Here is a 22,259-nt window from a genome sequence, read left to right as displayed (position 1 = left end):
CGGCCAAGCTTGGCGCGCCCACCAAGCACCAATCTGATCCCGCCCTATGACAAGACCACAGTGAATCGAGCGCCTTAACAATGTGCGTCGAAATCCGTCTCGAAGCAGCGCAAATCGGCAGAGGCCTAGCTCCAAGCTTAATCACATAACAAATAGGAAAAATTTCCCCCGCCACCGGTGACGAACGTACCCCGTATAAGCATCAACAGATCGCATAAGGCTAGTTCTTACTACGGCACTTTTTTCGACCTGAGGGCTACAATGAGCCAGCGGCGCATCTCGTCCGCCAGCGGCCATGGCGCTGAGACACACATCCGACTTGAAATACACCAATAGATCACCATAATGGTGATTGTCGGTCACTATGCGATACTGCGACCTCAAGCAGCTCCAAGCCCTGGTTGAAGCGGACGAATGGGACTTTCTTAACGAGCTCGACGGCCGGGCCTGGTTCGGCGAAGCCTGGAAATTCATGGATCGGCTCGAATGGACGAACGATGACGTCAAGGCCATGCTTCTAGGCCTAACCGAGGATGATTTCCAGAAGCCCGTATCGAATTGTGCAATTTGTGGTATCCCTGGTCGTCCGTTTATAGATGCCGACCAATACGAAATTCACTGGGATGATGAAGAACGCCACAGGTCTGATGAGCCCAGGATGGGCTGCATCTCTATATCGCTGAAGATCGCGCTGGTCCGGGACCTCGACGGCTCATGGACTGGCCTCGTAACAATGCATTCGTCAGGAAATAAGTAACCATGCCCAAATTGAGAGCAGCGCTTCAGCGAGCCGCGTGCCCACATTGCGGCAGCACTGAAGCTTCTCCGGCCAACTATAGCGACGCGCTGGAATTCAGGGGACTTGTACTAGACCTTGAAGGACTGAGCGCATCGGTCTGCGCCAAATGTGGCCAACGATGGTTCACAGAAGAGCAAACGCAGGCAAACCACGCGCTGATGAAGGAAGCCTACGCTGAAAAGCGAGAGTACCTGCGAAAGCAGCTCGGGCTGCTTTCAGGTGGAGATATTGAACGCCTGCGAATGCTCTTCGACCTAACGCAAAGGGAAGCATCAGAACTCTTTGGTGGTGGCCCAAAGTCATTCAACAAATATGAAAGTGGCGAGGTTCTGCAGAGTCAAGCCATGGATAAACTACTTCGGCTAGCCGCGCACTTTGGCGATGAGGCGATCGCTGCACTGAAGCATCCAAAGGATTTCGGCGAGAGTTTGCGGCATTGCACACAGATAAATCACCCCAAAGAAATCGCCCCGGTGGCGCCCCCCGTCAATGTGTTGGTCATGTATATAGGCCCGGCAATCGCCAGTACAGGGACCGACGTAGCCAACAGGGTCGCAGTTACGGAGCCGCCTAAACTCAATCCTTGGCCTAAGGGCAACGCCTCTGAAGCACACTCCGTTCATTGACCAAGATGCCCGCACTCACCAATACAGCTATTCTTCGTCAGATCCTAACGTCTGACGGGCTGCTTTTTACCACGGAGAACACCGAGCCCACTAATGGTGCTCCAGAGCTGACTAGCTTGGGCTTCTCCGATTCCGAGGGCGTCTCGTGGTCTATGATTGTACTGTCGTATTCAAACGCAGCCTTGCTGCGTTTCTATTCGTACATTGGCCCTGATATCCTTTTGCTCCCACGGCAAAGAATCCTCGATTTAATCAACGAGATCAATTGGAGATTGCTGTTTGAGTCTCATTTGGACCTTGTACCCGGATTGCCAGGGATCAGGTTCAAAGCTGGCTTTCGCGGGGTCGGCATTGGTCTTCCCACTTACGAAGCTCGCGAGGCGATTCAATTGCACGTGACGCGCTCGACCTATCTACATAATCTTCTCAAGGTGGCGATTCGAAACAACGAAATGGATCCGGGGCGCGCAATATCACAGTCCTACGAACGTGCACTGTCGCTTTCCGGATTGACCGAAGCCCCAATATTTCTTTGATCGCTACCGGCCAGCTAGTGACCCGGCTGATAATGCAACCGCTTAGGAGTGCGACGCAAGCAGTCGCTGCCTCAGCGAAAAGAAGCGGGACAAGACCGTCCATCGCACATTCAAAGGGCGAGCCGCCGCGGCCCTGTTGCATGAGCCCGGTGGCTCGCGGTGGTCAAATAGCGCCACGGCACAAATTGGATGCGGCCACAGCGCAGCATTCGAAGTGACATCCCCCGAAGCCGCGCTGAATGAGGCTTAAATACACGACTACTTGTTCGATTCGAACAAGTTCATGATCTGCTGCTTCTCGCTCGAGCTCACATCGGGCGGCGTCATCCCGCCCGCGCCTACACCGCCCACGGCATCGCTCGCGTTGCTCGCTCCGCCCGGCGCGCCCGCCGAATCGAGGCCGATGCTCGCCACGAAGCCACTGCCCGGCGTCATGTCGCTGTAGTACAGCTCGTCGCCGATCGTCGTCAGGCCGTCGGGCATCGGCGGCTCCTGCTGCGGCACGCCTTGCAGCGCCCGGCCCATGTAGTCCACCCAGATCGGCAGCGCGAGCTGCGCACCGAACTCGCGGCTGCCGAGGCTCTTCGGCTGGTCGTAGCCCATCCACGCCACGGCAACGAGCGAGCGCTGATAGCCCGCGAACCAGCCGTCCTTCGCGTCGTTGGTCGTGCCGGTCTTGCCTTGCAGGTCGTCGCGATGCAGGACGTTGGTGCCCGCCCCCGTGCCCGACGTCGCCACCGAATGCAGCAGGCTGTTCATGACATAGGCGTTGCGCCCCGGAATCGTCTGCGGGGCGTTCTGGCCCGCGACGAGCGGCTGCGCGCGCAGGATCGGCTGGCCGCGCGCGTCGTCGACTTCGGCGATCAGGTACGGGTTGATGCGATAGCCGCCGTTAGCGAACACGCTATAGGCGCTCGCCGACTGCAGCGGCGTGACGAGACCCGCGCCGAGCGCCATCGGCAGGTACGGCGGCGTCTTGTCGGCGTCGAAACCGAAGCGCTGCGTCACGTAGTCCTGTGCGTACTTCGTGCCGATGTACGACAGAATGCGGATCGACACGAGGTTCTTCGATTTTTCGAGCGCGACGCGCATCGGCATCGGACCGTCAGGCTGGTCGTCGTCTTTCGGCTCCCACGCGTCGCCGCCCGGCGTGCTCGGCGGGAAATACAGCGGCGCATCGTTGATGATGGTCGCCGGCCCGAGACCCTTCTCGAGCGAAGCCGAATAGATGAACGGCTTGAAGCTCGAACCCGGCTGGCGCCACGCCTGCGTGACGTGGTTGAACTTGTTCTTGTTGAAGTCGAACCCGCCCACGAGCGCGCGAATCGCGCCGTCCTGCGGCGTGAGCGAGACGAGCGCGCCTTCCACCTGCGGCAGCTGCGTGATCTCCCAGTTGCCCTTCGCGTCTTCGACCACGCGCACGATCGAGCCCTCGCGAATGCGCAGCGTCTGCGAGGCGCGCTGCGACAGCGCGGCCGCCACGAAGCGCAAGCCGTCGCCGCTCACGGTGACCGCGGTGCCGTCGAGCAGTTGCGCCTTGACGGCCTTCGGTCCCGCTTCGGTCACCACCGCGGCGACGATCTCGCCGTTGTCGGGGTGGTCGGTGAGCGCGTCTTCGATGGCCTGGTCGCGATCGTCGCCTTCGGGCGGCAACTGCACGAAGCCTTCCGGCCCGCGGTAGCCGTGACGGCGCTCGTAGGCCATCACGCCCTTGCGCACCGCGTCGTAGGCCGCCTCCTGATCCGCCGAATCGATCGTGGTCGTCACCGTGAGGCCGCGCGTATAGGTCTCGTCCTTGTACTGCGCGTACATCATCTGCCGCACCATTTCGGCGATGTACTCGGCGTGCACGCTGTACTCGTTGCCGGCCGTCCGCGTGCGCAGCGGTTCCTTGATCGCCTCGTCGTACTGGTCCTGGGTGATGTAGCCAAGGTCGAGCATGCGCTTGAGGATGTACTCCTGACGGATCTTCGCGCGGTGCGGATTGACGATCGGGTTATACGCCGACGGCGCCTTCGGCAAGCCCGCGAGCATCGCCGCTTCGGCGAGCGTAATGTCCTTCAGATTCTTGCCGAAGTACACGCGCGCCGCCGCGGAAAAGCCGTAGGCGCGCTCGCCCAGATAGATCTGGTTCATGTACAGCTCGAGGATCTGATCCTTCGTGAGCGCCCGCTCGATCTTGTAGGCGAGCAGCATTTCGTAGATCTTGCGCGTGTAGGTCTTCTCGCTCGAGAGGAAGAAGTTGCGCGCCACCTGCATCGTGATCGTGCTCGCGCCCTGCGAGGCGCCGCCATGCATCAGGTCGGCGAAGCCCGCGCGCAGGATGCCGATGAAGTCCACGCCGCCGTGCTCGTAGAAACGGTAGTCCTCGATGGCGAGAACAGCTTTCTTCTGCACGTCGGGAATGTCCTGGAAGCGCACCAGCTGCCGGCGCTCCTCGCCGAATTCGCCGATCAGCACGTGGTCGGCCGTGTAGATGCGCAGCGGCACCTTCGGCTGATAGTTCGTGAGCGCATCGAGCGACGGCAACTGCGGCTCCATCACGACGAGCCCATAGCCGACGATCAGCGCGCCCACGACGATCAGCGTCGCGATCAGGCCGAAGAACCCCAGCACGATCGAGGTGAAGATCGAACGGCGGCGCCGGCCGCCGTCGCGCGACGAGTCGTTGCGGTCCGGCCGGTCGGGTCCGCGCGGAGGCGATCCGTTGTTGAAGGAAGGTTCCCGATCGTCGCTCGGGAAGTGCGGGGAAGACGGTCGTTTAATGATAGGCATGACTGGAATGATTGGCGCGTCTGCCGCGCACCCGGCTGCGCGCGGCAGGCGCGCGCAAGGATCGTGATCATGGCGTCATGGCGCCAATGCGGCAAGCGGCGAACCGGCTCACGCCGGCCGTCGCAACGCGACCGGCAACGCCCCCGTCCGGTCGCGCGACGCGCGGTGCAGCGCACCATCGCGCAAGGTAACAGCGCATTCTAAAGAATTCCGCGCACGGCCGGACGGGGATTTTTTGTAAAAAATTCTCAAAACGCACTTTCAAACGGCTTTCCATAAGCGGCCTGCCGCGCTTTCCCGAACAAAAGATGCCTCTTTGCGCCAATTGCGACGTCCTTCGCAGAAGTTGTCGCGTCGACGTGGCAATGCGCGTCAAAAAGCGGAAACGGGCGCCGTGTAGCCGGAATATTCTTGCGCGGCGCCGCGCGGCCCCGTGCGCACGCAGTCATTGCGCACCCGCCGCATGGCCGTATGATGGACACACTGCTGCACGCCCCGCCCGGCCCCGATACGCCCCCGATACGCGATACGCGGCCGTCATCGAACAGTCACGCGCGAGCGGCCGGATGGCCGCCGCCCGGACGGGACCCGAGGTCACCCGTTGCCGACCCCAACAGCCAGCCGATCATGAACAAGCCCAGCGAACGCATCGTCGTCTTCGTGACGCCCGCGCAAAAACGTGCCATTTCGGCTACGGCCGACGAACTCGGCATCAGCATCAGCGAACTGATGCGCCGGGCCGTGATCGCTTTCAGCGCCACCAGCGACCAGGTGAAGGCCGCGAGCATCGTGGATCGCCTGAACGCGCCGCGCGAACCCGATGCGCTCGCACAGGTGCTGCGCCGGGCGGCCAGGCCGCAGCGCCCGAGCCGCGGCAGCCCTTTGCGCCTCGCTCCCGCACCGGCGGCCGATGCCGCGACACTTGCCGTGCATGAAGACGAGGAAGCGGAGGAAACCGCTGCGCAGGTTCGCGCACAAGACGGTGCGGTGCACGACGCCGCCAACGGCGCCGCGCCGGAGGAATCCGTGGAAACCTCCGCCGAAGCCGGGATCGGCAACGCCGCACGCGAAATCGGCCAGGCCATCGCGCGCCTCGCTGCCGAAGCGGAGGATGCCGAAGCACCGCTCGCCAGTTCCGCCGGTCTTGACGAAGCCGAACCGCTGCAGTCGCTGAGCGGCCCGTCGCCGTTCGCGCGCACGACGCTTCCGCACGGCGATGCCGACGCTCGCCACGACGGGCAAAACGGCGGCGCGCCCGAGGACGGCAAGTTTGCATGACCTCGCGTGACGGGCGCCGCACGCGCCTCGGCCCGCCCCTGCACCGAGCCATCGACCCTTTAAGTCCCCTTTAAGCGACCCCTGGTGTAATATCCGCGAGCGATGGCGCCGGGCGGCGCTTGCGGAAATACCGGCAATGCGTTCGCCCGTTTCGATTGCCCACTTGCAATCGGCAAAGGCGCCCCGATTTGCGCGCTGCATGCCCGCTGTGCACAAAGCGGCGTAAGCTGGAAACAGCGCTGAAACAGGCACTGGAAGCAGCACGGACGACAACCGCGGGCGACTGCGGACGGCTCCACGCCGCTCGACGCAAAACGCGCATGCGTGCATCTCGGCCCATCGCGGCCGATCTCAATTCACGGAGGTAATTCATGTCGCTTTTTGACTCCATTTCGCGCACGCTCAAGGGCCTCTTGAACGACGCCGCCGATTCGGTGCAGGACCCGTCGCGCGACGCCCGCCAGATCGTGCGCGAACTCGACGACAGCATCGCGAAAGCGGAGAACGCGCTCGTCGAGATCCAGGCACAGGTCGCGACGCAGCAAAGCAAGCGCGACGTGGCCGCCGACAAGGCGAAGAAGTACGAAGACGGCGCGAAGCGCGCGCTGCAGTCGGGCGACGAAGCGCTCGCGCGCGAAGCGCTGGGCGCGCAAGGCACGGCCGAAGCGGAGCGCGACGCGCTCGCCGCGGAACTCGCGAAGCTCGAGCCGTCGGTCGATCAACTGAAGCAGCAGATCGACGACATGCGCCAGCGCCGCAACGACCTGAACGCGCGCTCGAACATCCTGCAGGCGAAGCAGCAGATCGCCCAGGCGAAGGATGTCGCAGCCACGGCGCTCGGCGGCATCGGCGGGAAGAATCTCTCGGCCGACTTCGAGAAGCTCGAGGACAAGGTCTCGCTCTCGAACGCCCGCTCAGACGCACGCCTGAACTCGGCCGACACGGCAAGCGGCAAGGCGCTCGAAGACAAGCTCGCGGCGCTGAACAAGGGTCCTTCGGTGGACGAGCGCCTCGAAGCGCTGAAGAAGCAGTTGAACACGCCGGCGCAATAACGCGCCAGCGTGGCCGGAAGCGGCCGCGCGCCGTGCTGCTCATGCAACTCACGCGCGCGCCGCATCCTCGTTCCGATCGTCATGGAGACGGGCGCCAATCCGCCCGGCTTGCAACATGAAAAAGTATCTCGTCGCTGCCCTCGCCTCGCTCGCGCTCGTGAGCGGCGCCGCCTTCGCGGTGCCGAGCGCCCAGCAGATCGATTCCGCCATCTCGCAGGGCGACTGGCAACGCGCGGATGCGGGCCTCGTCGAGGTCCTGCAGGCGCACCCGAACAACGCGCGCGCGCATTACCTCTATGCGCAGGTGCTCGACCGCGAAGGCCGCTACGCCGACGCGCTCGCCCAGGTCGAGCAGGCGAAGTCGCTCGACCCGCAACTGCGCTTCACCACGCCGCAGCACTCCGCGCAGGTCGAGGCGAAGATCCGCGCCGACGCATCGCGCGCAAGCAACGTCACGACCAGCCGCGCCGACAATGCTTTCGCGCAGCAGGCCCAGGCGGTCGCGCCGGCGCCGCAGCGTCACGGCCCGGGCATGGGCGCATGGATCGGCATTGCGATCGTGCTGGTCGGCATCGCGCTCGTGCTGCGCTGGACGTTGCGGCGCGCGAAGTCGAACGAAGACGCGAAAGCCGGCGGCGATCGCCGCGATCAACTCAAGCGCGCAACCGACCTGCTCAACGCGGTGCGCTCGCTGAAGCTCGACGTGCGGCTCTCGACGGCGCCCGGCCACGATGTGCTCGAAAAGGAAGTCGAAGGGCTCGAAGCGCAGTTGCGCGGCCTCGTCGAAACGCTTTCGAACAGCGCCAATCCGGTCGCGCCGTATCAGGTCGAGGATCTCGAACGCCAGTTCGAAAGCCTCAAGGCGCGCGCCGAAGGCCGACCCGATCCGAACGCACAATACGCCCCCGCCCCCGCCTCGCCCTCCGGCTACGGCGGCGACTCGGCCTATGCGCGCGAAGCCGACGCCGCCTTCGGCCGTCAGCCCCAGATGCCTTATCCGCCGCAACAACCGCCGCAAGTCGTCGTGCAGCAGGGCGGCGGCGGCATGATGGGGGGCATGGGCGGGCTGCTGACTGGCGTGCTGCTCGGCGAAGCATTGAACCAGGGCCGTGACCGCGTGATCGAGCGCGACGTGTACGTGGACGACGACGGCCGCAGGATTCCGCGCGACGATGGTGGAAACGGCGGCGGCAACGGTGTGGACCTCGGCCAGGGCTCCAACGACTGGGATGACGGGTCCGGCGGCGGTGTCGACCTCGGCAGCAACGATTCCGACGACTGGAGCAACTCCTGAGCGCGCGATGCGCCCGCGCCTTCTGAAGGCGCACGACGGCACTCACGACAACGGGCTCCTCGCGGGGCCCGTTTTTCATCGGAGGGCGGCGCGCAATGCACGCCGCCCTCGCAAGGAAACGGCACATGGCTTCTCAGGCTGACGCGGCGCCGCGTATTGCCATCGTCGGCAGCGGCTTTGCCGGAATCGGCATGGCGATCCGCCTGCGGCGCATGGGCATCGACGCGTTCACGCTCTACGAGGCGGCGGCGGATCTCGGCGGTACGTGGCGCGACAACGTCTACCCGGGCGCCGCCTGCGATATTCCTTCGCACCTCTACTCATTTTCGTTCGAGCCCAACCCCAACTGGACGCGTGCGTTCGCGCCCCAGCGGGAGATTCTCGATTATCTGCGCCACTGTGCGCGCAAGTACGACATCGAGCGTTTCATCGAATATCGTTCGCGCGTGAGCGCCGCGCGCTTCGACGAAGCGGACGGTGTCTGGCGCATCGAGATCGACCAGCACGGCACGACGCGCACCATCGTGGCCGATTTGCTGATTGCCGCGAACGGAGCGCTCTCGCGCCCTGCGCTGCCCGATCTCACCGGACTCGAGCGTTTCGAGGGCACGCTCTTTCATTCGGCGCGCTGGAACCACGGCTACGACCTCGACGGCAAGCGCGTGGGCGTGATCGGCACCGGCGCAAGCTCGATCCAGTTCGTGCCGCATATCCAGCCTCGCGTCGCGCGGCTCGCGGTGTTCCAGCGCACCGCGCCGTGGATCATGCCGCGCCGCGATCACGCGATCGGCGAGCGCAAACGCTCGCTCTACCGCCGCGCGCCATTCGCGCAGCGCATGGCGCGCGCCGCCGTGTACTGCCAGCACGAAACGCGGGCGCTCGGCTTCATCGTCAATCTGCGTCTGCTCGAAGCGCCCATGAAGTTCGCACGCGGCTATCTCGCGCGCAAGATCGAAGACCCCGCCCTGCGCGCGAAGCTCGCGCCCGACTATCTGCTCGGCTGCAAGCGCGTGCTGCTCTCGTCCGACTACTACCCGGCGATTGCGCAGCCCAACGTCGAACTCGTCACCGACGCGATCCGCGAAGTGGTCGCCGACGGCATCGTCACGACCGACGGCACGCACCGCCAGCTCGACGCGATCATCTGCGGCACCGGCTTTCAGGTCAACGACGTCGACGCGCCCTTTCGCGTGACCGGCGTGGGTGGCGCGAATCTCGGCGAAGTGTGGCGGCGCGACGGGCCACAGGCGTACCTTGGCGCGAGCGTCGCGGGCTTTCCCAATCTCTTCCTGATCGTCGGTCCCAACACGGGGCTTGGGCACAACTCGATGATCTACATGATCGAGTCGCAGGTGCGCTATATCGCCGACTGCATCCGCGCACTGCAACGCCGCGGCGCGCGGACGATGCGCGTGCGGCCCGAGGTCCAGCGCGCGTTCAACGACACACTGCAGCAGATGCTCGCGCGCACCGTCTGGCAATCGGGTTGCCGTAGCTGGTATCAAACCCGGGGCGGCAAGAACACGTCGCTGTGGCCGGGCTTCACGTTCGATTTCCGGCGCAGGACTCGGCGTGTGCGCGAAAGCGATTATGAGTTTGACGGGTGACGATTGCGGATCCCCCGTATCACTACCCACCCCCAAGCAGCCTCAGCAGCCCCCACAGAAAGCGGCAAACCATCACAATCAGTTCCCACAGCAGCACCAGCTGCTGCCAGAGCGACGCGGCGGCGCCCTCGCTCAGCATGCGTTCGATCATCGGACTCCCACAGCGGAACTCCTGCGGCCCGCGCTCCCCGATCATAGCGCCCGCCACCGGCGCGCGCTCAAGTCCCGACATGACTGGCCGTTAATAGCTCTGAGAGCCCGGCGTTCGTACACCAGACCGGGCCCGAACGATCAGTGCGATCGGAAGGAGACATTCGATGTCACGTTTGCGGTTTCGTCTGCGCGGCCCTGGCCGGGCGGGCAGGTCGGCCGGTATCATCGGCGATATCGCGGCGCATGCCGGCCGCCTCGGCATGGAGATTTGCGACGTGTCCGGCCACGTCGACGAAGTCGCGGCCCGCGTCCAGCATCAGGCCGCCGTGTGTCACGCGCTGCGCGAGTCGGCGGCGCATACGCTGGCCGGCAATCACCAGATCGCCGCCGCGGCCCGCGCGATGCGCGAGGTCAGCACCGGCACGGCGGCCACCGTGCAATCCTCCCAGCAGACCATCGACGCGTCGCTCGCCGACATCCACGGTCTCGTGGAAGGCGTCACCGTCATCGAAAGCCAGATCGGCGCGCTCAAGACCGCCCTCGCGCACGTTTCGAAGGTGTCGGAAGAAATCTCGCTGATCGCGCGCCAGACCCAACTGCTCGCCCTGAATGCCGCCATCGAGGCCGCGCGCGCGGGAGAATCGGGCAAGAGCTTCGCCGTCGTGGCTGCCGAAGTGAAAAATCTCTCCGCCAAGACGGCGCAAGCCACCGGGCAGATCGAACAGACGCTCGCCCAGCTCACGCAGCAGACCGAGCGGCTCATCGTCGAAGGCGCGGCGAATACCGGGCGCGCGCATCGCGTCCGCGAAGGCACGCACACGATCGGCGAAGCCGTGCGAAGCACCGGCGCGGCGATCACCCAGCTCGACGAACACGCCGGCCAGATCGCCCAGTTGACCGGCGAGATCGAGGCGAAATGCGACGGACTCGAAGCGCAGGTGCAACAGATGGCGGATGGCGTGGAAGATTCGAGCCGCAATTTCGCCCAGGCGAAGGATCAGTTGGGACGCCTGCTCGACGTTTCGGAGACGCTGATCGAACTGAGCGCCGAAACCGGCGTCGAGACCGAAGACACGCGCTTCATCACCGCCGTGCAGCGGGCGGCTTCGCAAGTCGGCAAGCTGTTCGAGTCGGCCCTCGCGCGTGGCGACATCGGCGAAGCCGACCTCTTCGACAGTACCTATGTGCCCGTGCCGAATACCAGCCCGCAGCAGCACATCACGCGCTTTGCGGCCTTCACCGACCGCGTGCTGCCGGCGATCATCGAGCCGCTGCTCGCCTTCGACGAGCGCGTGGCGTTTTGCGTGGCGATCGATCCGCGCGGCTACATCCCGACGCACAACCGCAAATTTTCGCAGCCGCAGGGTGATGACCCGGTCTGGAATGCCGCCCACTGCCGCAACCGGCGTATTTTCGGCGACCGCACCGGCATCGGCGCCGGCTCGCATACCAAGCCGTTCCTCCTGCAGACCTACCGCCGCGACATGGGCGGCGGCCAGTTCGCGCTGATGAAGGACGCCTCCGCGCCGATCTTCGTCAACGGCCGGCATTGGGGCGGTTTGCGCATGGGCTACCGGCTCTGAGGCGGATGCGGGACAACGAAAGAAAACGGCGCGCGGCAGAAACTGCCCGCGCGCCGTTTCACGGCACAGGAGCTGCCGGCGCTCAGACAGCCATCGCCATGCGCTTGCGCTCGGCGCGCTGCATGAAGTAGTTGCCGAGAATCACGCCGACCGTCACGACCGCGATGAACAGCGTGGCGAGCGCGTTCATCTCCGGATTCAGACCAAGGCGCACGCGCGAGAACACCACGAGCGGCAGCGTCGTCGAGCCGGGGCCCGAGAGGAACGCCGAAAGCACGAGGTCGTCGATCGAGAGCGTGAACGAGAGCAGCCAGCCGGCGGCGAGCGCCTGCGAGATGAGCGGCAGCGTAATCGCGAAGAACACCTTGAGCGGCGTCGCGCCAAGATCGAGCGCTGCCTCTTCGAGCGAGGGATTGAGGTCCTTCACGCGCGACTGCACGATGATCGCGACGTACGAGATACACAGCATCACGTGGCCGATCCAGATCGTGAACACGCCGCGCCCCGCGGGCCAGCCGAGGAGCTTGCCCATTTCCACGAAGAGCAGCAGGAGCGAGATACCCTGGATCACTTCGGGAATCACGAGCGGCGCGTTGATCATGCCCGTGTAGAGCGTGAAACCGCGAAAGCGCCCCATGCGCGCGAGCACATAGCCCGCCCACGTGCCGATCACGACCGAGGCGAATGCCGTCATCAGGCCGATCTTGAGCGAGAGCCACGCCGCGTTGATGAGCTCGTCGTCGGTGGCGAGCGCCTGATACCACTTCGTCGAGAAGCGCGTCCAGACCGTCACGAGTTGCGACTCGTTGAACGAGTAGACAACGAGGCTGACGATCGGGATATACAGGAACGCAAAGCCCAGGCCCAGCGCGATGAACTGCAGAACGCGATTGGGTTTCATCGTCCGCGGCCCTCCAGTTCCTTCGCCTGGTAGTGCTGGAACAGCGCCATCGGCACGAGCAGGAGCAGCACCATCGCGCAGGTCACGGCGGAGGCCATCGGCCAGTCGGCATTGTCGAAGAACTCGTTCCACATGACGCGGCCGATCATCAGCGTGTTCGCGCCGCCCAGCAGTTCCGGAATCACGTACTCGCCCACCGCCGGGATGAACACGAGCAGACAGCCCGCGATCACGCCGTTCTTCGAGAGCGGCAGCGTGATTTCGAGAAACGCGCGCCACGGCTTCGCGCCGAGGTCGTAGGCGGCTTCGAGCAGCGTCAGGTCCATCTTCACGAGGTGCGCGTAAAGCGGCATCACGAGAAACGGCAGGTACGAATAGACCATGCCGATATAAACGGCCGTGTTCGTGTGATAGAGCTCGATGGGCGTATGGATGAGCCCGACCGACATCAGGAAATTATTCAGCAGTCCGTTGTTCTTGAGAATGCCGATCCAGGCGTACACGCGGATCAGGAACGACGTCCAGAACGGCAGCATCACCCCCATCATGAGGATATTGCGCGTGGCGGGATTCGAGCGCGCGATGTAATACGCCATCGGATAGCCGATCAGCAGGCACAGCAGCGTGGAAATCGCCGCCACCATCACCGAATTCACGTAGGTCGCGAAGTACAGGCTGTCCTGGAACAGGAACGCGTAGTGCGACAGGTCGAGCGCGACGTGCAGTACGCCGTCGGCAAACGACGTGAGTTCCGTATAGGGCGGAATGCCGAGCTGCTGATCCGCGAAACTGATCTTCACGACCAGGATGAACGGCACGAGGAAGAACAGCAGGAGCCAGAAGAATGGCCCCGCCACGACGGCCGTGCGGCCGGTCAGATTGAAGCGCCGGGCGGGCCAGTTCGCGATTTTTCTGAGCGTCGCGTTCATGACGTCAGCACCACGCCGGCCGACGCGCTCCAGCGTACATACACTTCGTCGCCCCACCCCGGCGACTCGATCTCGGAGATCGCGAGGCTCGAGACGTTCGCGACCACGGTCTTGCCCGAGTCGAGCTTGACGTGATAGAGCGAGTAGCCGCCCATGTACGCGACGTTCATGATCACGCCGTGGCCCCAGTTGAACGCGCCCTCGGGCGGCTTGCGCGTGAGCGCGATGCGCTCCGGCCGCACCGAGATCGTGACGGGCATGCCGAGCGGCCCGCTGATGCCGTGGCTCACGTAAAGACGCGTGGAAAGGTCCGACGACTCGACATAGACGTGATCCGGTTCGTCCTCGACGACGGTGCCGTCGAACAGATTGGTCGAGCCGATGAATTCCGCCGAGAAACGGGTATTCGGATACTCGTACACCTCGTTCGGCGTGCCGAGCTGGATGATCTCGCCTTCGCTCATCACGGCGAGTCGGCTCGCCATCGTCATCGCCTCTTCCTGGTCGTGCGTGACCATGATGCAGGTAACGCCGACCTTGTCGAGAATGTTGACGAGTTCGATCTGCGTGCGCTGGCGAATCTGCTTGTCGAGCGCCGACATCGGCTCGTCGAGCAGCAGCAGCTTCGGGCGCTTGACGAGCGAGCGCGCGAGCGCGACGCGCTGCTGCTGGCCGCCCGAGAGCTGGTGCGGCTTGCGCTTCGCATAGCGCGACATCTGCACGAGTTCGAGCGCCGTGGCCACGCGTTCCTGCAGTTCGGCCTTCTTGACACCTTCCTGACGCAGCCCGAAGCCGACGTTCGACTCGACCGTCATATGCGGAAACAGCGCGTAGGACTGGAACATCATGTTGACCGGCCGGCGATACGGCGGCAACGTGGCGAGGTCCTCGCCGTCGATCAGGATCTTGCCCGACGTGACGGTTTCGAGGCCGGCAAGCATGCGCAGCAGCGTGGACTTGCCGCAGCCCGAGCTGCCGAGCAGCGCGAACAGCTCGCCTTTCTTGACCGACAAATTGACGCCCTTGACGGCCGCCGTTTCGCCGAACTTCTTGACGACGTCGATCACCTGCACGAAGTTGTCTGCGGCGGTGGCCGACGCGGAAAAGCCCGAAGGCGGCACGCCGGCAGCGGCCGGTGCGCTCGACTGGTCACTCATGATTCTCTCTGCCCTGCCTGGTCGATGGACGGGGTTGACGAACAAAGCCCCCGGCAACCTGCCGAGGGCTCGGGTAATGCATCAGTCCTGCGCCGCCTGCTTTAGCGTCCCGACTTGAACTCGGTCCACAGGCGCGTCTGCAGGCGCTGGATCTCGGGCGGCAGCGGCTTGAGCAGGAACAGCGTCTTCAGGACCTCGGGCGGCGGATAGACGGCCGGGTCGTTCGCGATGTCCTTGTTCACGTACTTGCGCGCTTCCGCGTTGGCGCTCGGATAATAGACGGCATTCGTGATCGCGGCGTGCACCTGCGGCGTCTCGATGTAATTGATCCACTGGAGGGCGGCTTCCTTGTCCGGCGCGTCCTTCGGGATCGCCATCACGTCGAACCAGATCGGCGCGCCGCCCTTCGGAATGTAATACTCGATCTTGTACGGCTTCTTCGCATCCATTGCGCGGTGCTTGGCGATCACGACGTCGCCCGACCAGCCGTAGGCAAAGCAGATGTCGCCGCCCGCGAGGTCATTGATGTAGCCCGACGAGTTGAACTGCGTGATGTAAGGCCGGATCTTCTTCATCATCGTGAGCGCGGCGCGATAGTCGTCCGGGTTCGTCGACATCGGATCCTTGCCGATATAGTGCAGCGCGGCGGCGAACATCTGGTCCGGCGCGTCGAGCACGGAGACGCCGCAGGCCTTCAGCTTCGAGAGGTTTTCCGGCTTGAAGAGAACGTCCCAGCTGTCGAGCGGCACGTCCTTGCCGAGCAACTGCTGCGCCTTCGTCACGTTGTACGCGAGGCCAGTCGTGCCGTAGGCCCAGGGCACCACGAACTTGTTGCCCGGATCCGCGCCGGCGATCAGCGACATCAGTTGCGGATCGAGATACTTGAGGTTGGGGAGCTTCGACTTGTCGAGCGGCGCGAAGATGCCGGCGGCAATCTGCTTGCCCGCATAGTTGCTGGTCGGCACGACGATGTCATAGCCCGAGTTGCCCGCGAGGAGCTTGGCCTGCAGCGTGTCGTCGCTGTCGTAGTTGTCGTACTTGACCTTGATGCCGGTCTGCTTCGTGAAGTTCGGAATCGTGTCGGAGGCGATGTAATCGGACCAGTTGTAGACGTTCAGTTGCGTGTCTTTCGCCACCGACGCCACCCACGGCGCTGCACAGAGCACCAGCGCGGCCAGTCGTGCCACCACCTTTTTCTTCATTCCGTTCTCCGTCCTGGCCAGCCCCTGCCGGCCGCCTGCTTCGTGTCATGCCGCGCGCCGCGCGGCTCCCCCAAGCTTCCCGAAACCTACCACCAATCATGTCGGGCGACAAAAAAAACGCCAGCCTGTCGCGCAAACGGGACAGACCGGGTCGACGTTGCCCGACGACAAATCGCGCGCAATTTTAGCCGGTTCTGCGCGCGTGTCTACCAAAAAAACCGTGCGTGCTGTTTTCGTGCGACGCCTGCCGCCACAGGCCGCCGCCGGGCGGCCAGGGCAAGAGTCCGGGCACCGGATCGTCCTACCTGACAAAACCTTACAACGCCTGCGAATTCGCCAACGCGGGGGAGCGTCGCTTATTCGATCTGCATGACCACTCCATCGCCGTGCCCTCTCGCCTCACGCGAAAGTCTGTCGGAATGACGGGAAAGATCGCCGGGAGGGGCGAACAGATCGGTTAACATAGCGAGGTTTTTATCCGCGGACGGCGCGATCGGCCGCCGCTCGCGCCCCAAGGCTCTCTCGATGGCATCCAATCTCCACGACCTCCCCGACAGCCCGTGCATCGGCGTGTGTTCGACCCTCTTCGACGAAATCTGCAAAGGCTGCGGCCGTACTGCCATGGAAGTCTCCAACTGGGTCTTCATGAACGACGAGGAAAAGCGCGCGGTCTGGACGCGCATCGAGCGCGAGGGCACCGCCATGCGCTTCCACAAGGACCGCGCCTGATTGCCTTGCGCCATAAAGGAAAACGCCGGCCCGAAGGGAACCGGCGCTTTTCTGGTTAGCCGCGCACCTCAAACCGCAGTTCGTAAGACCTGCGAATCGTCGGTCTGAGGTTCCATCGCGACGTTGCTGCCTGTCAACTCAAGGCAAAAGCCGCGCGGTGCGCGACTGCCGGCCGCGCCACACCGGTCAGCAGCAGCTCCAGAAGATCCCTGACGCTGCGGATCGCATTCCCGAAAGGCAGGGCTTCGCGGCCGCGAAAGAAGAGCCCATTCGCAATATCGCCGCGCAGCGCTGCGGCAAGACGCGTATCGATGCAGAAGTGCCCGAATTTTTCGATGCCGTCGCGCAGGCCGCACACCGACAGGCATTCAAGCCCCGTGGGGCACGCCAGCTTGAGCGAGCCGATCTTCGCGCGCACGCGCGACTCGTTGCGCAGATAGCGCTCTAGCCACGGCGTCGTTACCGCGCGCGCGGGCAAGCCCGTTACGCTCACGAATTCGACGATGTCCTCGGGCTTCGCGTCGGCCAGCACACGCTTGAAGTCGGGATGCGCGTCGCCCTCCTCCGTCACGGCGAACGGCGTGCCCACCTGGACACCGTTCGCACCGGCTTCGAGCCACTTGCGCACGGCCTCGTGACTGTTGACGCCGCCCGCCACGATCAGCGGAACGTCTGCGCGGCTGATGCCGAGCGACGCGTACACGCCTTCGAGTTCGGCGAAGATGGCCTCGAACGAAAAGCGCTCGCTGCCCATGTCGCCGATGTCGGTCACCCCCAGGTGGCCGCCCGCATGCGCCGGATGCTCGATGACGATGGCATCCGGCAAGCGGCCTTTCTTCATCCACTTCTTGAGCACGAGCGCGACGCCGCGCGCGTCCGAAAGGATCGGGACCAGCGCGATATCGACGCCCTGCGTGAGATCCGGCAGATCGAGGGGCAAGCCGGCGCCCATCACGATCGCGTCGGCACCCTGCTCGCAGGCAACGCGGACATAGTCGGCGTGAGCGCTGACCGCTTTCATGACATTGACCGCAATCATGCCGTTACCGCCGCTCAGCTTGCGCGCCGCGGCAATCTCGCGGGCCAGCGCGGTGAGGTTCGCGCGCGCGAGCGTGTCGTGTTCGGGATCGACGCGGCATGCTTCGATCAGATCGGCGTGATGGTGGCGCAGATCGATGCTGGCGATGGTGCCGAGCGCGCCTTCGCGGGCGACGCTGCCCGCAAGGCGATGCGCCGAAATGCCGACCCCCATGCCGCCCTGTACGACTGGCAAAAGCCGGCGGCCTCGGATCGTGAGTGGCGCGAACGAATGAGCTGGAAACATGGTGACCCGCGTTGTTGGTTGCAAACCATCCATGGTCGCGCGCCGCCGACAGACGAGCTTGCGCTATATCAATAAAAAATGCGGTCACCCGCCAAGGTGACCGCATTCATGACATCAATCAACGCACTGCGCGAAACTATTTGCAGTGCCACCAAAATCTGCTGGCTCAGGCTTTCGGCGCCTTGAACTGCATCGACTTGTACTCGAGATATTCTTCGAGCCCGTACACGCCGTTCTCGCGACCGTGCCCCGACTGCTTGAAGCCGCCAAACGGCGCAGCCATGTTCCACGTGCCGCCGTTGATGTCGATCTGACCGGTGCGGATACGCCGCGCCACCCGCATGGCGCGCTCGTCGCTGCCCGCCCAGACCGCGCCGCCGAGTCCGTAGAGCGAATCGTTGGCGATGGCGACGGCATCGTCCTCGTCCTTTGCCGTGAGGATCGTGAGCACCGGCCCGAAGATTTCCTCCTGCGCGATGGCCGCGTTGCGGGGCACGCGGCCGAACACGGTGGGTTTCACGAAGAAGCCCTTCGTCACGCCATCAGGCAGGCCCGGGCCGCCCGTCACGAGTTCGGCGCCGTCGGCAATGCCACGGTCGATATAGTGCTGCACGCGCTCCTGCTGAACCTTCGAGGCAAGCGGGCCGAGCTTCGCCTTCTCGTCGCGCGGGTCGCCCACGGTGTAAGCCTCGACGGCTTCCTTGGCAAGTGCCCGCGCTTCCTCGTAGCGCGACTCGGGCACGATCATGCGCGTGTGCGCCGAGCAGGTCTGCCCCGAATTCAGGAAGCACGCGCCCACGGTGCCCTTCACCGCGGCCGCGAGATCGGCGTCGTCGAGCACGACCGAGGCCGACTTGCCGCCCAACTCGAGCGCCACGCGCTTGACCGTTGCGGAGGCCACTTCGGAAACGCGCTTGCCCGCGCGCGTCGAGCCCGTGAACGAAACCATGTCGACCTGCGGGTGACGCGCCATCAGCTCGCCGACCACCGGGCCGTAGCCCGTCACGAGATTGAACACGCCGGCGGGCAGGCCCGCTTCGTGGATCGCTTCGGCGAGCACGAAGGCATTGAGCGGCGCGACCTCGGACGGCTTGAGCACGACGGTACAGCCGGCGGCTAGAGCGGCCGCGACCTTGAGCGTGATCTGGTTGAGCGGATAGTTCCACGGCGTGATGGCCGCGACCACGCCCACCGGCTCGCGCACGACGAGCGAATTGCCCACGCGCTCCTCGTACTGGAACTCGCTCGCGAGCTTCGCGTAGGCGCCCCAGTTATACACGGGGCCGCCCACCTGGATCGCACGGGCGAGCTTGAGCGGCATGCCCACTTCGCCCGCGATGAGTTGCGCCAGCTGGTCGGTGCGGGCTTTGAGGTTGTCGGCGATCTTTTGCAGAATGGCGCCCCGCTCCACGGCGGGCGTGGCGGCCCAGCCGTCGAAAGCGGCGCGCGCGGCCGCGATGGCGGCTTCGGCGTCGGCTTCGTTGCCTTCGGGAATGCGGCCCATGACGGCCTCGGTGCCCGAATCGTAGACGTCGATCGTGCCCTTGCCGTGCGGCGCGACCCATTGGCCGTTGATGTAGAGCTGATCGAACTGGTTCATGCGTATGTCTCCTGTCTGTCGACGGCAGTTTGAGCTTGAGCGCTTACTGCCATCGCATGCAAAGCTCCGTATGTGTGCGTCCCGGCGCGTCAGTTTTCGCGGCTCGTAAACGGGACGCGCTGATCCCGCATTCTAACGTGGTTGACGCTTACGGAAGGTGTGCGCACATTCGACGGTTCGTTTTGGTCGAGCCCTTATACTGGCACGCTCCTTCACTCCCCTTTCGAGCTTCATGAAACGTACCCTGTGCTGTCTTGTCGTTGGCCTTGCGCCGCTATTTGCCCATGCGGGCTGCGAGGACAACTTCCAGAAGTGGACCGCGCAACTGCATCCGGGCCGCACGCTCGATACGGATCACGCCGTTTGCAAGGTGTGGCCCGCCAATGAGGCGCTGACGATCGCGGCGCTGCCGTTGCCGCAGAAGAACAACAGCGACGACGCGGGCACCGACGACCTCGAAGTCCTGGTTGCGGACACGGCAACGGGCACGATCATCGCGCATCAGTTCCAGAAGTCGGCAATCTCCTATGACGCCATCAGATTTTCCGGTCTGGCGCTCGACACGGCGCGCTATCAGCTCACGCCGCAGAACCGCGCGTTCGGCGTGCGCGTGACCCATGAAGGTTCGTCGCGCGTCGATCCGTTCGAGCAAACGGCACTGAGCCTGTATGTAGTTGACGGTCAAAGCCTGCGCACGGTCCTCGACCGCCTGATCGTGGAAAATTCGGGCGGCGAGTGGGACGGCAACTGCGCGGGCACCTTCAACAATACGACGCGCACGCTCGACCTCGGCCCCGCGGGCAAAGAAGGCTACGCGGTGCTGAAGGGCACGGAGAAGTCCTCCGATACGGTCAACACGGTCCGCAACGGCGACTGCAAGGACGACACGAAGGCGGCAAAGCGCACGAGCTTCACGCTCGAATACCGCAACGGCAAATACGACTTGCCCAAGGGCATGCAGTACAGCGACTGAACGTCCCGCGCCCCGCCAAAAACACAACGGGCGACGCATGATGCGTCGCCCGTTTTTATTTCAAGCGTCGATCAGTAATCGACACTCAATGCGCGAAACTCAATGCGGGGAACTCAATGCAGCCCCTGGCTCGCAAGGAAGTCCTCGTAATTGCCGCTGTAGTCGTTGATCTTGCCGTCGGTCTTGACCTCGATGATGCGATTGGCCAGGCCGTTCACGAACTCGCGGTCGTGGGACACGAACACCAGCGTGCCTTCGAACTTCTCGAGCGCGATCTGCAGCGACTCGATCGATTCCATGTCCATGTGGTTGGTCGGCTCGTCCATCAGCAGCACGTTGTGGCGGCCGAGCATCAGCTTGCCCCAGATCATGCGCCCTTTCTCGCCGCCCGAGAGCACCTTCACCGACTTGCGGATATCGTCGGCGTTGAACAGCAGACGGCCCAGCGTGCCGCGCACCGACTGCTCGTCGTCGCCTTCCTGGCGGTACTGGTCGATCCAGTCCATCAGCGTGACGTCGCTCGGGAACTCTTCGTACGTGTCCTGCGGCATGTAGCCCACATTCGCGTTTTCGGCCCACTTCACCGAACCGTTGTCGACGGCCAGGTTGCCAAGCAGCGAGCGCAGCAGCGTGGTCTTGCCCGCGCCGTTCTCGCCGATGATCGCGATACGCTCGCCCGGCTGCACGCTGATGCTGAACTTGTTGAAAATGCGGCGCTCGTAGGTCTTCGTGATCTCTTCCGCGACCACGACGATGTTGTGCAGCTTCTTCTCGAACTCGAAGCGAATGAACGGGTTCTGGCGCGACGACGGCTTGAATTCCTCGATCTTGATCTTGTCGATCATCTTCAGACGGCTGGTGGCCTGGCGCGCCTTGGACTTGTTCGCCGAGAAGCGGCGCACGAAGTCCTGCAGGTCGGCCACGCGCTCCTTCGCCTTCTGGTTCGCAGCCTGCTGACGCTCGCGCGCCTGCGCCGACGCCAGCATGTAGTCGTCGTAGTTGCCCGGCCATACCTTCAGCGTGCCGTAGTCCATGTCCGCCATGTGCGTGCAGACCTGGTTCAGGAAGTGTCGATCGTGGGAGATGATGATCATGGTCGAGTTGTACTCGTTCAGAACATCTTCCAGCCAGCGGATCGAATTGATGTCGAGGTTGTTGGTCGGTTCGTCGAGCAGCAGCACGTCCGGCTTCGAGAACAGCGCCTGCGCGAGCAGCACGCGCAGCTTCCAGCCCGGCGCCACGCCGCTCATCGGCCCGTTGTGGAATTCCGTGCCGATGCCGATGCCGAGCAGCAGCTCGCCCGCGTGCGCTTCGGCCGTGTAGCCGTCGTACTCGGCGAATTTCGCTTCGAGTTCGGCGGCGTGCATGTAGTCGTCGTCGGTGGCCTCGGGGTTCGCGTAGATCGCGTCGCGCTCGGTCATCGCGGCCCACATTTCGGTGTGGCCCATCATGACGACGTCGAGCACGCGCACGTCTTCGTACGCGAACTGGTCCTGGCGCAGCTTGCCCAGACGCACGTTCGGCTCGAGGATCACGGTGCCCGAGCTTTGCTCGAGGTCGCCGCCCAGGATCTTCATGAACGTGGACTTGCCGCAACCGTTCGCGCCGATCAGGCCATAGCGGTTGCCTTCGCCGAATTTGACCGAGATGTTCTCGAACAAGGGCTTCGGCCCGAATTGCATGGTGATGTTGGCGGTAGAGAGCACAGCGCGTCCCGGAAAATAGAGCGAGAAAAACCTGT

19 protein-coding genes are annotated in these 22,259 nt (G+C 64.0%); 10 read left to right on the top strand and 9 right to left on the bottom strand.

All coding sequences use genetic code 11. The annotated features are described in order from the left end of the window. Window positions 1–352: 352 nt before the first annotated feature. Genes BAC01S_RS04945 through BAC01S_RS04940 form a run of 3 tightly spaced genes read left to right on the top strand, consistent with a single transcriptional unit; the run spans window position 353 to window position 1,961 of the window. Window positions 353–757: a hypothetical protein gene (locus tag BAC01S_RS04945; RefSeq protein WP_027793761.1), complete on the top strand. Its 405-nt coding sequence runs from the start codon at window positions 353–355 to the stop codon at window positions 755–757. 2 nt (window positions 758–759) lie between these two features. Beyond that, on the top strand, window positions 760–1,425 hold the full coding sequence (locus tag BAC01S_RS33665; RefSeq protein ID WP_084168204.1) for a type II toxin-antitoxin system MqsA family antitoxin: 666 nt from the start codon (window positions 760–762) through the stop codon (window positions 1,423–1,425). 5 nt (window positions 1,426–1,430) lie between these two features. Beyond that, window positions 1,431–1,961, top strand: coding sequence for a hypothetical protein (locus BAC01S_RS04940; RefSeq protein WP_027793760.1), 531 nt, complete (start codon window positions 1,431–1,433; stop codon window positions 1,959–1,961). Between the two features lie 258 nt (window positions 1,962–2,219). Here BAC01S_RS04940 and BAC01S_RS04935 read toward each other — a convergent pair whose 3' ends face one another. Beyond that, a complete protein-coding gene (locus BAC01S_RS04935; protein WP_027793759.1) occupies window positions 2,220–4,736 on the bottom strand; it encodes a penicillin-binding protein 1A in 2,517 nt (838 codons plus the stop codon). A gap of 627 nt (window positions 4,737–5,363) precedes the next feature. Here BAC01S_RS04935 and BAC01S_RS35455 point away from each other — a divergent pair. The 4 genes from BAC01S_RS35455 (at window position 5,364) to BAC01S_RS04915 (ending at window position 9,967) form a co-directional block, all read left to right on the top strand. Next, entirely contained in the window at window positions 5,364–6,014 is a 651-nt protein-coding gene (locus tag BAC01S_RS35455; protein ID WP_027793758.1) for a hypothetical protein, read from the top strand. Between the two features lie 371 nt (window positions 6,015–6,385). After that, the gene (locus BAC01S_RS04925; RefSeq protein ID WP_027793757.1) at window positions 6,386–7,066 is read left to right on the top strand and encodes a PspA/IM30 family protein; all 681 of its coding nucleotides are present in this window, start codon (window positions 6,386–6,388) and stop codon (window positions 7,064–7,066) included. A gap of 115 nt (window positions 7,067–7,181) precedes the next feature. Further along, window positions 7,182–8,360 carry a tetratricopeptide repeat protein gene (locus tag BAC01S_RS04920; RefSeq protein ID WP_027793756.1) on the top strand — a complete coding sequence of 393 codons (1,179 nt, stop codon included), beginning with the start codon at window positions 7,182–7,184 and terminating at the stop codon, window positions 8,358–8,360. A gap of 125 nt (window positions 8,361–8,485) precedes the next feature. Continuing rightward, on the top strand, window positions 8,486–9,967 hold the full coding sequence (locus BAC01S_RS04915) for a flavin-containing monooxygenase (RefSeq protein WP_027793755.1): 1,482 nt from the start codon (window positions 8,486–8,488) through the stop codon (window positions 9,965–9,967). A 22-nt stretch (window positions 9,968–9,989) separates the two neighbouring features. Here BAC01S_RS04915 and BAC01S_RS35770 read toward each other — a convergent pair whose 3' ends face one another. After that, the gene (locus BAC01S_RS35770) at window positions 9,990–10,118 is read right to left on the bottom strand and encodes a hypothetical protein (protein WP_281175877.1); all 129 of its coding nucleotides are present in this window, start codon (window positions 10,116–10,118) and stop codon (window positions 9,990–9,992) included. A 166-nt stretch (window positions 10,119–10,284) separates the two neighbouring features. On the opposite strand from BAC01S_RS35770, the gene BAC01S_RS04905 reads away from it, so the two are divergent. Next, the gene (locus tag BAC01S_RS04905; protein WP_027793754.1) at window positions 10,285–11,703 is read left to right on the top strand and encodes a methyl-accepting chemotaxis protein; all 1,419 of its coding nucleotides are present in this window, start codon (window positions 10,285–10,287) and stop codon (window positions 11,701–11,703) included. A gap of 82 nt (window positions 11,704–11,785) precedes the next feature. On the opposite strand, the gene BAC01S_RS04900 is transcribed toward BAC01S_RS04905, so the two are convergent. The 4 genes from BAC01S_RS04900 to BAC01S_RS04885 all read right to left on the bottom strand — a co-directional run bounded on the left by BAC01S_RS04900 (window position 11,786) and on the right by BAC01S_RS04885 (window position 15,892). Then, the gene (locus tag BAC01S_RS04900) at window positions 11,786–12,604 is read right to left on the bottom strand and encodes an ABC transporter permease subunit (protein ID WP_027793753.1); all 819 of its coding nucleotides are present in this window, start codon (window positions 12,602–12,604) and stop codon (window positions 11,786–11,788) included. Beyond that, complete coding sequence (locus BAC01S_RS04895) at window positions 12,601–13,533, bottom strand: ABC transporter permease subunit (protein WP_027793752.1); 933 nt, start codon at window positions 13,531–13,533, stop codon at window positions 12,601–12,603. The genes BAC01S_RS04900 and BAC01S_RS04895 overlap by 4 nt, the downstream gene beginning before the upstream one ends. Further along, window positions 13,530–14,690 carry an ABC transporter ATP-binding protein gene (locus tag BAC01S_RS04890; RefSeq protein ID WP_027793751.1) on the bottom strand — a complete coding sequence of 387 codons (1,161 nt, stop codon included), beginning with the start codon at window positions 14,688–14,690 and terminating at the stop codon, window positions 13,530–13,532. The genes BAC01S_RS04895 and BAC01S_RS04890 overlap by 4 nt, the downstream gene beginning before the upstream one ends. A 101-nt stretch (window positions 14,691–14,791) precedes the next feature. Next, the gene (locus BAC01S_RS04885) at window positions 14,792–15,892 is read right to left on the bottom strand and encodes a polyamine ABC transporter substrate-binding protein (protein WP_027793750.1); all 1,101 of its coding nucleotides are present in this window, start codon (window positions 15,890–15,892) and stop codon (window positions 14,792–14,794) included. 525 nt (window positions 15,893–16,417) lie between these two features. On the opposite strand from BAC01S_RS04885, the gene BAC01S_RS04880 reads away from it, so the two are divergent. After that, the gene (locus BAC01S_RS04880; protein ID WP_027793749.1) at window positions 16,418–16,621 is read left to right on the top strand and encodes a DUF1289 domain-containing protein; all 204 of its coding nucleotides are present in this window, start codon (window positions 16,418–16,420) and stop codon (window positions 16,619–16,621) included. A gap of 133 nt (window positions 16,622–16,754) precedes the next feature. On the opposite strand, the gene BAC01S_RS04875 is transcribed toward BAC01S_RS04880, so the two are convergent. Both BAC01S_RS04875 and BAC01S_RS04870 read right to left on the bottom strand, forming a co-directional pair. Then, a complete protein-coding gene (locus tag BAC01S_RS04875) occupies window positions 16,755–17,945 on the bottom strand; it encodes an NAD(P)H-dependent flavin oxidoreductase (protein ID WP_027793748.1) in 1,191 nt (396 codons plus the stop codon). Between the two features lie 166 nt (window positions 17,946–18,111). Beyond that, on the bottom strand, window positions 18,112–19,545 hold the full coding sequence (locus tag BAC01S_RS04870; RefSeq protein ID WP_027793747.1) for an aldehyde dehydrogenase family protein: 1,434 nt from the start codon (window positions 19,543–19,545) through the stop codon (window positions 18,112–18,114). 232 nt (window positions 19,546–19,777) lie between these two features. Between BAC01S_RS04870 and BAC01S_RS30315 the strand changes: the two genes are divergently transcribed. Then, window positions 19,778–20,518, top strand: a complete 741-nt coding sequence (locus tag BAC01S_RS30315) for a PA3715 family protein (protein ID WP_052408686.1) — start codon at window positions 19,778–19,780, stop codon at window positions 20,516–20,518. Between the two features lie 113 nt (window positions 20,519–20,631). On the opposite strand, the gene BAC01S_RS04860 is transcribed toward BAC01S_RS30315, so the two are convergent. Next, the gene (locus tag BAC01S_RS04860; protein WP_027793746.1) at window positions 20,632–22,224 is read right to left on the bottom strand and encodes an ABC-F family ATPase; all 1,593 of its coding nucleotides are present in this window, start codon (window positions 22,222–22,224) and stop codon (window positions 20,632–20,634) included. Window positions 22,225–22,259 lie beyond the last annotated feature (35 nt).

The organism is Paraburkholderia acidipaludis NBRC 101816, assembly GCF_000684975.1.
GTDB lineage: Bacteria > Pseudomonadota > Gammaproteobacteria > Burkholderiales > Burkholderiaceae > Paraburkholderia > Paraburkholderia acidipaludis.
Note: the sequence above shows the minus strand (reverse complement) of the source record. Positions and strands in the feature narration are given on the sequence as shown.

Excerpts from the sequence above, each read along its gene's own strand:
- BAC01S_RS33665 (WP_084168204.1), top strand. The coding sequence starts at position 760 with ATGCCCAAATTGAGAGCAGCGCTTCAGCGAGCCGCGTGCCCACATTGC.
- BAC01S_RS04940 (WP_027793760.1), top strand. The coding sequence starts at position 1,431 with ATGCCCGCACTCACCAATACAGCTATTCTTCGTCAGATCCTAACGTCT.
- BAC01S_RS04935 (WP_027793759.1), bottom strand. The coding sequence starts at position 4,736 with ATGCCTATCATTAAACGACCGTCTTCCCCGCACTTCCCGAGCGACGAT.
- BAC01S_RS35455 (WP_027793758.1), top strand. The coding sequence starts at position 5,364 with ATGAACAAGCCCAGCGAACGCATCGTCGTCTTCGTGACGCCCGCGCAA.
- BAC01S_RS04925 (WP_027793757.1), top strand. The coding sequence starts at position 6,386 with ATGTCGCTTTTTGACTCCATTTCGCGCACGCTCAAGGGCCTCTTGAAC.
- BAC01S_RS04920 (WP_027793756.1), top strand. The coding sequence starts at position 7,182 with ATGAAAAAGTATCTCGTCGCTGCCCTCGCCTCGCTCGCGCTCGTGAGC.
- BAC01S_RS04915 (WP_027793755.1), top strand. The coding sequence starts at position 8,486 with ATGGCTTCTCAGGCTGACGCGGCGCCGCGTATTGCCATCGTCGGCAGC.
- BAC01S_RS35770 (WP_281175877.1), bottom strand. The coding sequence starts at position 10,118 with ATGATCGAACGCATGCTGAGCGAGGGCGCCGCCGCGTCGCTCTGGCAG.
- BAC01S_RS04905 (WP_027793754.1), top strand. The coding sequence starts at position 10,285 with ATGTCACGTTTGCGGTTTCGTCTGCGCGGCCCTGGCCGGGCGGGCAGG.
- BAC01S_RS04900 (WP_027793753.1), bottom strand. The coding sequence starts at position 12,604 with ATGAAACCCAATCGCGTTCTGCAGTTCATCGCGCTGGGCCTGGGCTTT.
- BAC01S_RS04895 (WP_027793752.1), bottom strand. The coding sequence starts at position 13,533 with ATGAACGCGACGCTCAGAAAAATCGCGAACTGGCCCGCCCGGCGCTTC.
- BAC01S_RS04890 (WP_027793751.1), bottom strand. The coding sequence starts at position 14,690 with ATGAGTGACCAGTCGAGCGCACCGGCCGCTGCCGGCGTGCCGCCTTCG.
- BAC01S_RS04885 (WP_027793750.1), bottom strand. The coding sequence starts at position 15,892 with ATGAAGAAAAAGGTGGTGGCACGACTGGCCGCGCTGGTGCTCTGTGCA.
- BAC01S_RS04880 (WP_027793749.1), top strand. The coding sequence starts at position 16,418 with ATGGCATCCAATCTCCACGACCTCCCCGACAGCCCGTGCATCGGCGTG.
- BAC01S_RS04875 (WP_027793748.1), bottom strand. The coding sequence starts at position 17,945 with ATGTTTCCAGCTCATTCGTTCGCGCCACTCACGATCCGAGGCCGCCGG.
- BAC01S_RS04870 (WP_027793747.1), bottom strand. The coding sequence starts at position 19,545 with ATGAACCAGTTCGATCAGCTCTACATCAACGGCCAATGGGTCGCGCCG.
- BAC01S_RS30315 (WP_052408686.1), top strand. The coding sequence starts at position 19,778 with ATGAAACGTACCCTGTGCTGTCTTGTCGTTGGCCTTGCGCCGCTATTT.